Source organism: Rhizobium sp. BK060, from assembly GCF_014193145.1.
In the GTDB taxonomy this organism is placed as follows: Bacteria; Pseudomonadota; Alphaproteobacteria; order Rhizobiales; family Rhizobiaceae; genus Rhizobium.
Window position 1 is genome coordinate 1 of the sequence record NZ_JACHYW010000027.1, and the last position, 14,055, is coordinate 14,055.

21 protein-coding genes and 1 pseudogene are annotated in these 14,055 nt (G+C 59.7%); 11 read left to right on the forward strand and 11 right to left on the reverse strand.

Annotated elements, in window-relative coordinates; translation table 11 throughout:
* The first annotated feature begins 357 nt into the window (after positions 1 to 357).
* On the forward strand, positions 358 to 582 hold the full coding sequence (locus FHT71_RS24475; RefSeq protein WP_132593516.1) for a hypothetical protein: 225 nt from the start codon (positions 358 to 360) through the stop codon (positions 580 to 582).
* Positions 583 to 875: 293 nt separating this feature from the next.
* Here the strand turns inward: FHT71_RS24475 and FHT71_RS24480 are convergent, their stop codons facing one another.
* The 3 genes from FHT71_RS24480 to FHT71_RS24490 form a co-directional block, all read right to left on the reverse strand.
* Complete coding sequence (locus tag FHT71_RS24480) at positions 876 to 1,718, reverse strand: aspartyl/asparaginyl beta-hydroxylase domain-containing protein (RefSeq protein ID WP_007790182.1); 843 nt, start codon at positions 1,716 to 1,718, stop codon at positions 876 to 878.
* 154 nt (positions 1,719 to 1,872) lie between these two features.
* Positions 1,873 to 2,214: an SMR family transporter gene (locus FHT71_RS24485; RefSeq protein WP_007790183.1), complete on the reverse strand. Its 342-nt coding sequence runs from the start codon at positions 2,212 to 2,214 to the stop codon at positions 1,873 to 1,875.
* A 14-nt stretch (positions 2,215 to 2,228) separates the two neighbouring features.
* The gene (locus tag FHT71_RS24490) at positions 2,229 to 2,789 is read right to left on the reverse strand and encodes a TetR/AcrR family transcriptional regulator (RefSeq protein WP_132593512.1); all 561 of its coding nucleotides are present in this window, start codon (positions 2,787 to 2,789) and stop codon (positions 2,229 to 2,231) included.
* A gap of 146 nt (positions 2,790 to 2,935) precedes the next feature.
* On the opposite strand from FHT71_RS24490, the gene FHT71_RS24495 reads away from it, so the two are divergent.
* Both FHT71_RS24495 and FHT71_RS24500 read left to right on the forward strand, forming a co-directional pair.
* A complete protein-coding gene (locus FHT71_RS24495; protein WP_132593509.1) occupies positions 2,936 to 3,325 on the forward strand; it encodes a group II truncated hemoglobin in 390 nt (129 codons plus the stop codon).
* Positions 3,326 to 3,333: 8 nt separating this feature from the next.
* A complete protein-coding gene (locus FHT71_RS24500) occupies positions 3,334 to 3,702 on the forward strand; it encodes a DUF423 domain-containing protein (protein ID WP_132593507.1) in 369 nt (122 codons plus the stop codon).
* 4 nt (positions 3,703 to 3,706) lie between these two features.
* On the opposite strand, the pseudogene FHT71_RS31890 reads toward FHT71_RS24500, so the two are convergent.
* From FHT71_RS31890 to FHT71_RS24525, 6 genes and pseudogenes are all read right to left on the reverse strand, one after another.
* Positions 3,707 to 4,044 (reverse strand): annotated as a pseudogene (locus tag FHT71_RS31890) (glyoxalase superfamily protein).
* A 30-nt stretch (positions 4,045 to 4,074) separates the two neighbouring features.
* Positions 4,075 to 4,389, reverse strand: a complete 315-nt coding sequence (locus FHT71_RS24505) for an antibiotic biosynthesis monooxygenase (RefSeq protein ID WP_183722406.1) — start codon at positions 4,387 to 4,389, stop codon at positions 4,075 to 4,077.
* Positions 4,390 to 4,399: 10 nt separating this feature from the next.
* Complete coding sequence (locus FHT71_RS24510) at positions 4,400 to 4,669, reverse strand: hypothetical protein (RefSeq protein WP_132593503.1); 270 nt, start codon at positions 4,667 to 4,669, stop codon at positions 4,400 to 4,402.
* A complete protein-coding gene (locus tag FHT71_RS24515) occupies positions 4,666 to 5,073 on the reverse strand; it encodes a DUF2325 domain-containing protein (RefSeq protein ID WP_183722409.1) in 408 nt (135 codons plus the stop codon). The genes FHT71_RS24510 and FHT71_RS24515 overlap by 4 nt, the downstream gene beginning before the upstream one ends.
* A gap of 112 nt (positions 5,074 to 5,185) precedes the next feature.
* The gene (locus FHT71_RS24520) at positions 5,186 to 6,475 is read right to left on the reverse strand and encodes a TonB family protein (RefSeq protein ID WP_132593499.1); all 1,290 of its coding nucleotides are present in this window, start codon (positions 6,473 to 6,475) and stop codon (positions 5,186 to 5,188) included.
* Between the two features lie 59 nt (positions 6,476 to 6,534).
* Positions 6,535 to 6,987 carry a hypothetical protein gene (locus tag FHT71_RS24525; protein ID WP_132593497.1) on the reverse strand — a complete coding sequence of 151 codons (453 nt, stop codon included), beginning with the start codon at positions 6,985 to 6,987 and terminating at the stop codon, positions 6,535 to 6,537.
* Positions 6,988 to 7,120: 133 nt separating this feature from the next.
* Between FHT71_RS24525 and FHT71_RS24530 the strand changes: the two genes are divergently transcribed.
* From FHT71_RS24530 to FHT71_RS24560, 7 genes are all read left to right on the forward strand, one after another.
* Positions 7,121 to 7,300, forward strand: coding sequence for a hemin uptake protein HemP (locus tag FHT71_RS24530; protein WP_132593495.1), 180 nt, complete (start codon positions 7,121 to 7,123; stop codon positions 7,298 to 7,300).
* Positions 7,301 to 7,309: 9 nt separating this feature from the next.
* On the forward strand, positions 7,310 to 8,362 hold the full coding sequence (locus FHT71_RS24535) for a ChuX/HutX family heme-like substrate-binding protein (protein WP_183722412.1): 1,053 nt from the start codon (positions 7,310 to 7,312) through the stop codon (positions 8,360 to 8,362).
* Positions 8,363 to 8,369: 7 nt separating this feature from the next.
* Entirely contained in the window at positions 8,370 to 9,266 is an 897-nt protein-coding gene (locus tag FHT71_RS24540) for a hemin ABC transporter substrate-binding protein (protein WP_132593491.1), read from the forward strand.
* Between the two features lie 2 nt (positions 9,267 to 9,268).
* Positions 9,269 to 10,381, forward strand: a complete 1,113-nt coding sequence (locus FHT71_RS24545; protein ID WP_132593520.1) for an iron ABC transporter permease — start codon at positions 9,269 to 9,271, stop codon at positions 10,379 to 10,381.
* A gap of 10 nt (positions 10,382 to 10,391) precedes the next feature.
* Positions 10,392 to 11,183, forward strand: a complete 792-nt coding sequence (locus FHT71_RS24550; RefSeq protein WP_132593489.1) for a heme ABC transporter ATP-binding protein — start codon at positions 10,392 to 10,394, stop codon at positions 11,181 to 11,183.
* A 141-nt stretch (positions 11,184 to 11,324) separates the two neighbouring features.
* A complete protein-coding gene (locus tag FHT71_RS24555) occupies positions 11,325 to 11,684 on the forward strand; it encodes a DUF883 family protein (protein WP_183722415.1) in 360 nt (119 codons plus the stop codon).
* 9 nt (positions 11,685 to 11,693) lie between these two features.
* Complete coding sequence (locus FHT71_RS24560; protein WP_132593487.1) at positions 11,694 to 12,095, forward strand: hypothetical protein; 402 nt, start codon at positions 11,694 to 11,696, stop codon at positions 12,093 to 12,095.
* Between the two features lie 88 nt (positions 12,096 to 12,183).
* On the opposite strand, the gene FHT71_RS24565 is transcribed toward FHT71_RS24560, so the two are convergent.
* Together FHT71_RS24565 and FHT71_RS24570 are read right to left on the reverse strand one after the other, a co-directional pair.
* Positions 12,184 to 12,738 carry an RNA polymerase sigma factor gene (locus FHT71_RS24565; RefSeq protein WP_007533712.1) on the reverse strand — a complete coding sequence of 185 codons (555 nt, stop codon included), beginning with the start codon at positions 12,736 to 12,738 and terminating at the stop codon, positions 12,184 to 12,186.
* Positions 12,739 to 12,747: 9 nt separating this feature from the next.
* Positions 12,748 to 12,909, reverse strand: a complete 162-nt coding sequence (locus tag FHT71_RS24570; protein ID WP_224566993.1) for a NepR family anti-sigma factor — start codon at positions 12,907 to 12,909, stop codon at positions 12,748 to 12,750.
* A 299-nt stretch (positions 12,910 to 13,208) separates the two neighbouring features.
* On the opposite strand from FHT71_RS24570, the gene FHT71_RS24575 reads away from it, so the two are divergent.
* On the forward strand, positions 13,209 to 14,003 hold the full coding sequence (locus FHT71_RS24575; protein ID WP_007790220.1) for a response regulator: 795 nt from the start codon (positions 13,209 to 13,211) through the stop codon (positions 14,001 to 14,003).
* The last annotated feature ends 52 nt before the right edge of the window (positions 14,004 to 14,055 follow it).

Consider the following 14,055-nt stretch of genomic DNA (forward strand, 5'->3'; position numbering starts at 1 on the left):
CCATCGGCGGCGGCTACAATCCCGGCGCACCCAGGACCACCGCGCCGCCAAAGGCAAGCTGAACGACAGCAGACAAAAAGCCCCGCAATCGCGGGCAGCCTCATGTAGAATCGGACCATCAGCAAGCGCTTGAACCGCTTGCTGATGGTCCGTTTTAGTTGGTGCTACCTGCCGAAGATATCTTCGTTGAGCCGGTTGCCGCCGGACTCCGATTTTGCGACGATACAAAAATCAGACGCTAAACTGCCGCTTTAATTGGGATATACGCACTTGGCTGCGCCATGCGCTTAACCATACCGGCTAACCACTCTATTAGCATCCTGTTGAAAACGCGTCGCATTGTGGCACCTTGCTGCCATGACGAACATCAATTCTCCGAATTACAGCGCCGAAGATCTGGGACGCTCGCGGGAATGCGAAACCGTCTGCAAAACGGCAATCACCGAAGTTGTCCGTCGCGCGGTAGCGGCGGGATGGCGGGAAGAGGAAATTGCTCTTCATCTCGCGGATGCTGCGGAAAACTATGTCATGTATCTGGCCACCAAAGCGAAACGCAAGGTGATGGCGGCCAATAGCAACTGAGCGCCGTCGAGCGCTGGCGGGTCCCGTTGGGGCTGCCGTTGACGGTGTGGTGGGCGCCGGCGCAAGTCGCCACCTATCTCGCGCCCGTTGTGATCCAGCAGCCGACGTCGTCGGCAATCCATTCCGGCCGATGTCGTCGTCGCCCCGGTTCCCGCGACAATCCGAAATGGGCCTACGCTGTGATCGATGACCGCCACATCATCGTTGCACCCGACGCACCGCGCGTGCAGGTTCTCGACCAATCCTCAAACAACTGGCGCGTGGGGGCTATCTATTGGTTCTGCGGTCAACGCTCAATTCTGCGGCCTGTTTCTGAACGCTTCCGCTTCTGCATAGAACTTCTTTTCCCATTCCTTGTGGTTATCCAGCCCCTCACGAATGAAGGGTGTAAACACGGCAAGGTTCATGAGCGCCCAATTGACGACGCGGGCCGGGAACTTCAACGGCTTCACGAAGTCAACAAACAGCACGACACGCGTCTTTTCGGTGTGGTTCCAGGCTTCGTGCTCGTAAGCATCGTCGAAAATCAGAGCCTTACCCTCCTGCCAGTGGCAGATCTGGTCCTTGACCCGGATGGCCAGCTTGTCCGCAGGCTCCGGCACGATCATGCCGAGATGCAGGCGAAGCACGCCGTTATAAGGTCCGCGATGAGCCGGCAGATGTTTGCCGGGCTCGAAGATCGAGAACATGGCGGTTTTCAATCCTGGAATCTTCTGCACCGCTTCCCAGGTTTGCGGGCACGCCTTGATGTTCTGTTCCGACTTCACGCCGAAGCCGACAAGGAAGAAGGTCTTCCAGCCGCTATCGCTGGAAATCGTCTTCACGTCAGTGGAGATGTCCTGGAATGTCGGCAGTTCGCTCTGCCGCACGAGCACACGGTCCAGCTCTGACCGGATCTGCGGCCACGCCTTCTCCACTTCGGCGGCCCAGGGAAATGTGGCGGCATCGTAGACAGGCGGATTGCCGAGCTTGGCGTATCTGAAGTTCAGCTTTTCCGCCCATGCGACGATACCCATGAAAAAGCGCGTGATCGCGCTCGGTCGATCCATCGGCGCGATGCCGGCGGTGTTGAAGGATTGGCCCGCGGTTGCGGATGGATTTTCGGAAAGACCTGCGTCAGCGGTACCGTCAGTCATGGGGTGTCCAATGCGTAGAATAAGCGGTGAAAAGTTCAAGAAGATATGGATATGGCAGCATTTTTCACAAGCCCGCGCGGCGGCGGTCAAATGTCGCGACGACGTCCGGGGCGGGCGAAGGTGGTTAGCCAGATAAGCCCGGATGTGGGCGAAATCAATGGGAGATGGATTTCGAGAAAAGGTTGACCACCAGCACGCCGGCAATGATCAGCCCGAGCCCGATGATCGCCGGCGCATCAAGCCGCTGCTTGAAATAGATGAGGCCGACGGCGGAAATCAGCACGATGCCGAGCGCGCTCCAGATCGCATAGGCGATGCCAACGGGAATGATCTTCAATGTCATCGACAGGCAATAGAATGCCGCCACGTAGCAGACAACCAGAACAACGGTCGGTCCGACGCGGGTGAACTGCTGCGACAGCTGCAGCGCCGTCGTGCCGATCACCTCGAGCGCGATCGCAGCAACGAGCAGCGCATAAACAACAGCTGGAGCCATGGCGGGGTCCTACTCTACTTGTTCGTCCATTCGACAAGACGGGCGATCAGCGCCTGGCGGTTTCCGCCGTTATCATGACTGCCGAGCATGTCGGCGAGCCAGAGCCCATCGGCAGCGAACCGAACGATCTGCGCATCGATGGACGAATCCGTGCCGACGTATTCCTCCGTCCGATCCTGCACCCATGCGCGCCAGCGGCGCCGAAGCCGCGGCTCGGCGAGCAGCGCAACCGTTACTTGCGCCCAGTGCGCGGACTCATCGGGACTGTCTCTAAGATCCGCAACAGCATGAAGATAGGCGCGGCTGAAACGGCCATGCGGCACCGGATCCTCGCGCATGCGCTCATCGATATCAGCATCGAACCGATCCAGAAGACTCTCGAAGAGGGCATCAAGCAGCGCGTTCTTCGTCGGGAAATGGTGCAAGAGCCCGCCCTTGCTGACGCCTGATGCGCCGGACACTGCATCCAGTGTCACGGCACCCATACCTTGCTCCATTGTCAGCCGAGCGGCCACGTCCAGCAGCTGCTGGCGCACGACGAGAGGCTGTTTGCGGCGATGATGAGCAAGTGACATATCGACAAAAGATACCGTCCAGACGGTTTTGTCAAGAAATTTGTCATCACCAAGCCGACGACGGACGAATTGCCGCGTCCTGATCCGAGCGGTTGCAGTCCTCTTCCTCGCAGTGCATTAAGAGTTCGATTTCGAGGAATGGAACCGTGACGGAAAAAGTCATTACGCTTTACGAGGCAATTGGCGGCGACGCGGCCGTGCGTGCGCTGACGCACCGCTTCTATGAGCTGATGGAGACGCTGCCGGAGGCAAGGCACGTTCGCGCCGTCCATCCGCCGACGCTGGAAGCCAGCGAAGTGAAATTCTACGAATACCTGACGGGATATCTCGGCGGCCCGCCGCTCTACACGGACAAACGCGGCCATCCGCGACTCAGAAGCCGCCATTTCGTTGCCGAGATCGGCCCCGTGGAACGCGATGAGTGGCTGCACTGCTTTCGTCGCGCGCTTGAAGAAACCATTGCCAATCCGAAGCTGCGCGAGATCATCCTGCCGCCCATCGAACGGCTCGCATATCACATGCAGAACAAGGAATAGGAACAACCATGACGCTGAACACGCGTATCGCGCCGCTATTTTATCTGTTCGCCGGCCTGTTCGGTTTTGCTGGCGTGGCGCTGTCCGCAGCCGCGGCGCATGGCGGCGGCGACGCGCATCTCGTTGCTTCGGCTTCGGCAATGTGCCTGGCGCACGCACCTGCCCTGCTGGCTCTTGCCATCGGCGCCGAGAAACTAAGGACCGCCTGGCTTGCCGGCATACTTATAGGCGCTGGCACGCTTCTGTTTGCCGGCGATCTCGTCGCTTTGCGCTATGCGGGTTTCGGCTTGTTTCCGATGGCGGCGCCCACGGGCGGATTTGCCATGATGTTCGGCTGGCTGGCGATCGCGGTGGGCGCCTTCTTTCGCCGGGGCTGATCGATCAGCTGACGGGTATGCGCCCAAACCGCAACAGGTTGCCGTGCCGATCGTGGATATAGGATTCTTCCATGCCCCACGGCCGTCCCTCAAGCGGGCCAGATGCGCCACGCGCTTCCCTTGATATTTCGCATGGAGCGCGGCTATCCGACCGCCACGCAGGTAGACGGGCGTCGCCTCGCATAGCGCTTCGTCGCGCGCCAGCCAGAAATGCAACTCCATTTCGTTCCTGCGCAGGATCAGATAGGCTGGAGACGGGTGGATGGTCCGGTTGAAGCCAAGCTCGTCGCGATAAAAGGCCAGTGTCTCATCGAGATCAAGCGATGGCAGAACGGGCAGGATTTCAACTCGATCAGGATCGACCTCGGCCGTTCAGATGCCGTGCACCACGTTGAAACCTTCGAAAACCGGCGGCCCCTTGTACATGGCCTTGCGTTCACCGGCACTGCGGTGCGCGGCGCGGAAGTTTTCGGACTTCGTCCAGTTCACGAAGTCTTCCTCGCTCTGCCAGAGCGTATGCGAGGAAAACAGCGTGTATTCCTCCTGCGTATTCGTCTTGCCCCGCAGCAGGCGGAACTCGACGAAGCCGGGAACCTGCGAGAGGCTGGAATCGCGATTGCGCCAGACTTCCTCGAAGTCCGCCTCGGATCCGATCGCAACCTTGAAGCGGTTCATCGCAATATACATGGAATGATCCCTACGCTTTGTTTTTCACACTGGCGCGCGCCGGCGCGAAGGCCACAACATTATTGCCGTTTGCCGCCTCCAAACCAAGCGGCCTTTCGGGCTGCTGCCCGGGCATCCGTGTCTCCCACAGGGGAAACTCCGACACGTTGGGATAGTCTCTACGCCGCTCGGCATTCCGCAGCAGCAGATCGTAAAGCTCCGGCACAAGGCCGTCACCTCTTTGAGCGGCAAGCTTGTGCAGGCCGATCATCATGACCCCGTCGGGGCGTTCTTCGTTCATCGGGAATTGTCTCGTTCGTTCATTGTCTGTAGCGCACGTTCCAAACTGGACTTGCTGCCGTTTCTAAGCGGGATGAAGGCCTTGCCGAATTTCTTGCAGCCGGTCTTCACGCGCAGGCAGGCATCGTGGCTGATACAGTCGATCGGGCAGAAAACGCAGTCGACCGAGGGAAGCACGGTATCGATGCGGGAGACCGCCTCGCGCAAGCCGCCGTCGTGGTGGATCAGCTCTGCCCCAAAGTTGCTTGCGATCTGGCGAAGATGCGCCACCTGGCAATCCCGTCCGCCGACATACAGGAAACTGCGTCCATCAAGTTTGGACCGCCCGGGCGCTTCCTGAACCGTCTCGATACCAGCGAGGACGCGGATCTCGCGGTTGGAACCCTTCTTCGTCTTTCGAGCCATTGCCCACCCGTTCGCTCGTTGATCGTCACACGATTCCTGCGTGTGCCGGGGGACCTTATTAAACTTGATTTTTAGAGTAAAGTATAAAGTTGATTGTATAAGTCATATTTTGTCAGCGACCCGTCACCTGAACATCCTGACTGAAAGACCAGACCGGCTTACCCCACTCGGTGGGGAGCGAAGGGAACGGCGCCGCTCGGCGAATACCGTCGACAACAGCCTGATCCAGCTCGGGAATACCTGAACTGCGCGCGATCGAAAGACCGTTCAGATCGCCGCTGGCTCCAATTGTGAGGCGAACGCGAACACTCATGGACGCGCTCATACGCTTGTACTCCGACGGCACCCTGACAGAGCGACGGATCCGTGCCTGCACCTTGCCGGGATAGTTGGCAACGGCTGCGCTCCCGGCACCGCCGCTGCTACCGGAGCCACGCGAATTTTGGCTCGATGTTGCTGTCTCGGTCCCCTCGGCCGATCCCTTCTTGGAATCCTGCTTGTTTTCGCCGCCGGACCCCGCAGATGGTTTGGCCTTCTTCGGCTGCTCCTTCTTCTCGGCGGGTTGTGTAGCTGGCTTTTCAGCCTTCGGCTTAGGGTCAGGTGTGGGCTTATCCGGTTCGGGAGCGAGCGTCGCCGTTTCCATCGGCTGGACCGGCTTCACCTCTTCCGGCGCCGCCTGGGCGACGGGAGGCGTCTCCGCAAGAACCTCGGCCGGCACTTGCGTCGCCATCGGCTGCACGACGGACGTCTCCGCAGGCGACAGAGAGGTCAGAACCTCGGGCTCCACAGCGACCACATTCTCCGGGGAAACGCGCGTCACCTCTTGCGTGGGCGCAACAGTCACCGGTTCCGTTGGCTCTGTCTGCGTCGGCGTTACTGCCGTCGGCCGTATAGTTTGGGTCTGCACGGTCTCGGCCACGATCTGCTCGGGCTGAGGCTCCTCAGCTTTCTCGCCTGCTGCCGCCTGATCCGCCTCCGAATCGCCAAGGATGATGACGCTCACCACCTCGCCAGCCTCTTCGACTGGATCGTGTGGCGTGACCACGAACCCGACGGTCAGGATTGCAATGACAGCCGCATGGCAAGCGAAAGAGCTGAGACAAGCCATCACCACATCGCGCTGACGTGGTTTTGCGCTCTCTTCCTTTTCGACGGTCGCATCCATCGATGGCGCGGCAACGATGGTGTTGCTCGCACTCTGCGGATCCTGCGGGAAGGATTCAATCAATGCCAGGCGGGCGTAGTGAATGGAGACTTCTGCGGCAGGCTGACGTGGCACATTGCGAAGATCAGACAATTCATGCCCGGGATGCATGCCGGGATTGTTGTCGTTCATTCCGCCCTCAGCGACCGGTTCCTCAACGAGAATGATTCTCGATTTGGATTTTGCTGAAACTGCCATTTGCGCCTGCCTCGGCCAGTTGAAACAGAAAACCGCCGGCTGTCATGCCGGCGAACCACTCAACCCTCGAAGGGAACGGAAACCTGTGAACGGGTGACAAGACCCTTCATGCATTCGCCCGCAGCCGGCCCATCGCAGACCGGCGCATCGTTGATCAACAGGCGCGTCACGCTCTCGCACTTGACGTTCGGCATATCGAACTGGCGCACGCGCTTCTTACCTTGCGGCAGATCGCGGAAGTCCAACACGGTGACCCGGTCGACCGCATTCCTGTCGTTGAAGAAAGCAAGCTCGAAAGAGATCTTGTTGATCGGCGCCGCGAGATTGTTGAGCGCAACGAAGGTCATCATGCAGCCCTTCTGCGACGCCACGAGGCCGTTCAGCTCGACCTCAAGGCCCTTGGCCGGCGAGGCCGCTGCAGCATCCTGAGCAAAAACCTGCGATGCACTTGCAACCGCGATCAGACCGCTTGTCAAAAGCGCTGCAACCTTGCTCACTGCCAGTCCTTCCATCAGTAGACACTAAAACTTGACTTATAAACTCCGCTATTGCGTCATTAAAAAATGATGACTATGAAAGTCAAGATAATTATGGATTTTCCCGGCGCTGGGCGCCGCGGATCGAGCGAAATAACCGACCGAAAAAATGGTTGAGAAGCCAGGTAGCTTTAGTCACGCGTCGCAGCAGCGCGAACCAACGGCAGAAATGCGCGTTCTGGAAAGTGCAGACATTTTTCGCGGAGCGAGCGAGATCATGATCCGTCACGACGGCGTGGTCTACCGCATGAAAATCACCCGTCAGGGCAAACTCATTCTCAATAAGTAGGGCTAGGACATGACTGAAACCACGAAACCGTCTCCCGCCGACATTCGCGCATTTCGCACAGAAAATCCGAAGATGCGTGAGCGCGATATCGCTGCTCAGCTTCAGATTTCGGAAGCTGCACTCGTCGCGGCCGAGGTTGGCATCAGCGCAACCCGCATCGACGGCAGCGCCTTGAAGCTTCTGGAGCGGGTCGCTGAACTCGGCGAAGTCATGGCCCTTTCCCGCAACGAAAGTGCCGTTCACGAGAAGATCGGCGTCTACGAGAACATCACCGCCGGACCGCACGCTTCGATCGTGCTTGGGGAAAACATCGACCTGCGCATTTTCCCCAATCGCTGGGCGCACGGCTTTGCCGTTTCCAAGAAGGATGGCGACCAGGAGCGTCTCAGCCTGCAGTACTTCGACAGAGCCGGGAACGCAGTTCACAAGGTACATCTTCGCCCGAACTCGAATGTCGAGGCCTATCACGCCATCGTCCGGGATCTGAAGCTTGAGGATCAGTCGCAGGAATTCGTCGCCGGTCTGGCGCCGTCGTCGACGGACGAGAGCGGTGAGGTCTCGCGCGACGAGCTGCGCAAGCACTGGAGCAAGCTCACCGACACACATGAGTTCTTCGGCATGCTGCGCAAGCTGAAGATCGGCCGCCAGGCCGCCGTGCGTACCGTTGGCGACGACTATGCCTGGCAGCTCGACAACACGGCGACGGCAGAGATGATGCATGCTTCGGTCAAGGCAGGCCTGCCGATCATGTGCTTCGTCGCCAACAACGGCATCGTGCAGATCCATTCCGGCCCGATCTTCAACGTGCAGCCGATGGGTCCCTGGATCAACGTTCTCGACCCGACCTTCCACCTGCACCTTCGGCGGGATCACATTGCCGAGACCTGGGCCGTACGCAAGCCGACAAAGGACGGCCATGTGACGTCGCTCGAGGCCTATAATGTCGAGGGAGAAATGATCATCCAGTTCTTCGGCAAGCGCAAGGAAGGCACCGATGAGCGCGACGACTGGCGCTCGATCATGGAAAACCTGCCGCGCGCAGGAACCAGCGTCGCAGCTTGAGAAAGGGATGACGATGCGTAAGGAACCGCGCCACAACTGGCTTTGGGCACTGGCGTTTTCGGCGGCGGCTATTGCGCTGTCGCTGGCTCCTGTCTCGGATGCCCTGGCGGCCGAGAAACTGGATACGACGCGCCTCGTATCCGTCGGCGGCGACGTGACTGAGATCATCTATGCGCTTGGTGAGCAGGACCGGCTGATCGCGCGCGACACGACAAGCATGTATCCCCAAGCGGCAATGAAGCTGCCCGATGTCGGCTACATGCGCGCCCTGTCGCCGGAAGGTATCCTTGCGATGAACCCGACGGCGATCATCGCCATCGAGGGATCCGGACCGCCGGAAGCGCTGAACGTGCTGAAGAGCGCGAGCGTCCCTTTCGAGACCGTGCCTAACGCCTATACGCGCGAAGGCATCCTCGCGAAGATCGACCGGGTCGGCGATCTCCTCGGTCAGCCCGACAAGGCAAAGGCATTGGAAGAAAAGGTCGGCGCGGACCTCGACGCGGCGATCGCCGACGCTGAGAAGCGCCCCGAAGGCAAGCGCAAGCGCGTACTCTTCATTCTCAGCATGCAGGGCGGCAAGATCATGGCCTCCGGAACCGGCACGGCGGCCGACGGCATCATCAAGCTGTCGGGCTCCGTCAATGCAGTGGGCAACTTCCCCGGCTACAAGCCGCTGACCGACGAAGCGATCGTGGAAGCCAAGCCCGACGTGATCTTGATGATGAACCGCGGCGACGGCTCGGCCACGAAGAATGAAGATCTTCTCAAGCAGCCCGCACTGGCCTTGACACCCGCGGCACAGAACAAGGCGATCATCCGCATGGACGGCCTGCACCTGCTCGGTTTCGGCCCCCGCACCGCGAGCGCCGTCCGTGAATTGAACGCGGCGATCTACGGAAGCTGATGATGGCCCTGCAAGACGCCATGGGACAGAAACGCGCCATGTTTTCGCTGACAGGTCTCCGGGAGCTTCACAGGGCCGGTGACCGGAGCCGCCTCGCTCTGCTGGCGATCGCTCTGCTTGCGGTCGGCTCCGTCCTGTCCCTGTTGTTTTCGGTGACAACGGGCGCTTCTAACGCTTCGTTCCTCGACGTGATTGCCAACATGGCGGGGTCGGATGAGGCGCTGAATGCGCGCGACCGGATCATCATCGTCGATATCCGCATGCCTCGCGCGATCCTGGGCTTCCTGGTTGGCGGTTCGCTTGCCGTCTCGGGAGCCGTCATGCAGGGCCTGTTCCGCAATCCGCTCGCGGATCCGGGCCTTGTCGGCGTCTCCTCGGGTGCGAGCCTCGGTGCAGTGGTGATCATCGTGCTCGCCAGCACCTTTGCCGCGCCGCTCTACGCTCTGCTTGGCATCTATGCGCTGCCGCTCGCAGCCTTCTGCGGCGGCCTTGCCAGCACGTGGCTACTCTACCGGATTGCGACCGGCAACGGCCAGACCTCGGTTGCCACGATGCTGCTTGCCGGCATCGCGCTCGGCTCGCTTGCCGGCGCGCTCACCGGGCTGCTGATCTACATGGCTAACGATCAGCAGCTGCGCGACCTCACTTTCTGGGGCATGGGATCGCTTGCCGGAGCGACATGGGCAAAGATTGCCACCGCCGCCCCGATCATTCTTCTCTCTTTTGCCGCCATGCCGTTCATGACCCGCGGCCTCAATGCCATGACGCTCGGTGAAGCGACGGCGTTCCATATGGGCATCCCCGTACAGCGGTTGAAGAACATTGCCATCCTCAGCGTCGCCGCAGCGACGGGTGCTTCGGTCGCCGTCAGCGGCGGCATCGGTTTCGTCGGCATCGTGGTTCCCCACGTGCTGCGCATGTCGATCGGCCCCGATCATCGCTTCCTGCTGCCCGCCTCCGCGCTTCTCGGCGGCTCGCTGCTGATTTTCGCCGATGTCCTTGCCAGGACGATCGTCGCGCCGGCCGAACTGCCGATCGGCATTATTACGGCCGCTGTCGGCGGCCCGTTCTTCCTTTGGATTCTGTTGCGGCATCGTGCACGCCTTGCCCTTTGAGTATCAAGCAATGATCGAAGTATCCGGCGCTTCCGTACGCCTTTCCGGCAAGACCATTGTTAGCGAGCTCGGCTTCACCGCGCAGGCTGGCCAGTTGACGGCGATCGCCGGTCCGAACGGGTCAGGCAAGACGACGACGATGAAGGCCGTCTCTGGCGAACTCCCCTATGCGGGCTCCATTCGCCTCAACGGGCAGGATGTGAGCGCGCTGCAGCCATGGCAGTTGGCGACGATGCGTGGCGTGCTGCCGCAGGCAAACTCGATCTCCTTCCCGTTCACGGTACGCGAAGTGGTGCGGATGGGCTTGACCACCGGTGTCAATCGCAACCCTGAGAAAGCCGAGCAGGCTGCGGCGAACGCACTGGCCGCTGTCGATCTCGGGGGCTTCGAAGGACGTTTTTATCAGGAGCTGTCCGGCGGTGAGCAGCAGCGCGTGCAGCTCGCCCGCGTTCTCTGCCAGATCACTGAGCCCGTCGTCGACGAAAAGCCGTGCTGGCTCCTGCTCGACGAGCCGGTGTCGAGCCTCGACATCAGCCATCAGCTGACCATCATGACGCTGGCGCGCAAATTCTGCGAAGCCGGTGGCGGTGTCATCGCCGTCATGCACGATCTCAACCTGACCGCGCTCTTCGCCGACCAGATCATCCTCATGAAATCCGGGCAAGTGGTTGCGAGAGGCAGCGTTCGCGACGTACTGACAGATGAGACCATGGGCTCCGTCTTTGGCTGTGCCCTGCGGATCAATCAGGTTCCAGCAGACGGCACACCCTTCGTGCTTGCTCATAGTGCAGTTCAGGCCTGATACAATCCAGCGTAGCGGAACTTTTGAAGGTCGACCGCGTTAAGCAACTGATCATGTAGGTCATTGCCGGGGGACAATCTTCATGCAAACTTCGGCGACGGCCCTGTGTTGAACCAGGCCGCGTCAAAGCGCGCCTTACAGATGGAGAAAATCGTGGCCTCTTCGCTCCTCCACCCCATTCGCAGCCGGCGCAATGGCGGCGCGCTTCACAACATTGAATCCACCATCGAAGAACAGATCGAGGCTCTTCGCGATGACATCGCGGCCCTGACGAAGATCGCTGGAAAGCAGTCGCGGAAGTCTGGTGATCGACTTCGCTATCAGGCAGCAACCAGCTACGACGATCTACTGTCACGCAGCGAAGACCTGATCCACGAATTGCAGGAGGGCTACCTTCGCGGCGCGCAGGAAGTGCGCAACACGGTACGCCGGCACCCCGTAGCCACCATCGGCGCGGCGGCAGCCTTCGGGCTCGTCCTCGCCCTCCTCGCTCGCCGTTAAGGAGGCGAGATGCTCTTCCCGCTTCTCAGCCTGCTGGTAGGCACGAGTGTTCACCGAACCGTTGCGCGGACGAAGCGCAACGGTATTTACATTGCGATTGCCGTCGTACTCTTGTTGACCGCCTATACGCTCGCGGTGGTCGCTGGCGCGATATGGCTCTCAGGCATTTATGGGCCCATAGGCGCGGCGCTATTCCTGGCTGCCGCTGCGCTGCTGATCGCCGTCGTCGTTCTCATCATCATGATGGTGATCAATGCGCAGGAGGCGCGTCGCGCCAAGGAACGCAAGCAGGCGTTGGAATCGCTTGCCGCAGTGGGCATTGGCCTCGTCCGGGCTCAGCCCCTATTGACGGCCGGGGTTCTCGCAGCGATCGTCATGGCTAATCTCATGGGCTCCAAGCGAGACGACTGACACTTAGATAACTCTTCTGCTACGGCGCGACACCAGTAAGGCCGGCGCCTCGAGGCAGCCGGCCTCTTTCTCGGTATCTGGTCAAGTGTCAAAAGGCAAAAGCTTTGGACGTAAGCGGCGACGATGTCGCGTCAGGTCCGAAATCCGCCTCGCCCGAAATCTGAAGGAGCTCCTGCAGGCGCTGGCGAGCGCGGTTTACGCGGCTCTTGATCGTGCCGACGGCACATCCGCAGATTTCCGCGGCTTCTTCGTAGGAGAACCCCGACGCACCGACCAGAATGATCGCTTCACGCTGATCCGGGGGCAACTGATCGAGCGCTTTCTTAAAATCCTGAAGATCGAGTGCCCCGTACTGCGCCGGGTGCATCGCCATCGACTCAGTGAACAAACCATCGCTATCTTGAATCTCGCGTCCGCTCTTGCGCATCTGGCTGTAAAGCTCATTGCGCAGGATCGTGAAGAGCCAGGCCTTCATGTTGGTGCCCATCTCGAAATGGTCCTGCTTTGCCCAGGCCTTCATGATGGTGTCCTGAACCAGATCATCCGCCCTATCGTGACGTCCAATCAGCGAAATGGCAAAGGCTCGAAGACTCGGGAGCGACGCAAGGAGCTCGCGCTTGAAGCTTGGCTGCTGCTTTTCCATGGAGCCACCTTACTTCGCGGCCTTGGCCGAAGCGACCAGCTCAGCCTGGTCAAGCTTCTCGAGCAAATCGAGAAAGCGCTCCGGAATTGCCTCGTCCTGCACGGCAGCATAAAGCGATCGCAACTTCACCCCGATCTGGCTGTTCGGGTCGAGGATATCGCTTGCGCGCATTTCCAGCCGCTGCCGATCTTTTTCATTCTTCCGTGTCGTCATCAATCGTCACTTTACTTGTTATCCGCCCGTTCTGCCACGCCGCCATGATTAAGTTCGTCTTAACTACATCAGCCGCTTGGGCCGGCTGATTGGCGAATATCCCGTCGCGTGTCATGAAACAAATGCGATGAGCCCTCTGTTTGTAGGCACGATAATGCTGCTGAGAAAAAAAAGTTCCTATATCTCAGGAACATTTTTACAGTCCGTCGCGTTTTAATCGCCATTGAGGCCCCTTACCGGCCTGTTGGGAGCTATAAATGACACTTTCGACTCGAATTGCGCCGCACCTTCCTTATCTGCGTCGTTATTCCCGCGCGCTTACTGGAACGCAGACGTCAGGCGACGCGTACGTAGCCGCCGTACTTGAGGCGATCATTACCGATATATCCATTTTCCCGGATACCGCGGATGACCGCGTTGCATTGTACAAACTTTTCACCTCGCTGTTTGGTTCCGTAACGGTCCAGATTCCTGAACCTGCCTCGCCTTACGCGTGGGAGCAGCGCGCAACGCTGAACCTCGCCAAGGTTTCGCCGCTCGCCCGCCAGGCCTTTATCCTCGCCTCCGTCGAGAACTTTCGGGTTGGAGAAATTGCGGAGATTCTGGGCGTGGAAGAAGACGAAGTCGTCAGCCTGCTCGACAACGCATCGCGCGAGATCTCTCGACAGGTTGCCACTGATGTCATGATCATCGAGGACGAGCCGCTGATCGCGATGGACATCGAACAAATGGTGGAAAGCCTCGGCCACCGTGTTACCGGCATCGCCCGCACGCATGCCGAAGCGGTTGCGCTTTATAACAGAACACGGCCGGGCATGGTTCTGGCAGATATCCAGCTTGCCGACGGCAGCTCCGGCATCGATGCGGTCAACGACATTCTCAAGACCGCGAGCGTGCCAGTGATCTTTATCACCGCCTTTCCGGAGCGACTGCTGACGGGCGAACGGCCGGAGCCGACGTTCCTGGTCACAAAGCCGTTCAATCCGGACATGGTCAAAGCATTGATCAGTCAGGCACTTTTCTTCAACCAATCCACCAAGGCCGCCGCCTGAGGAAATGGCGACTCGAGGAACAAAGAGAACGGAAACGCGTTTTCGGAGAATC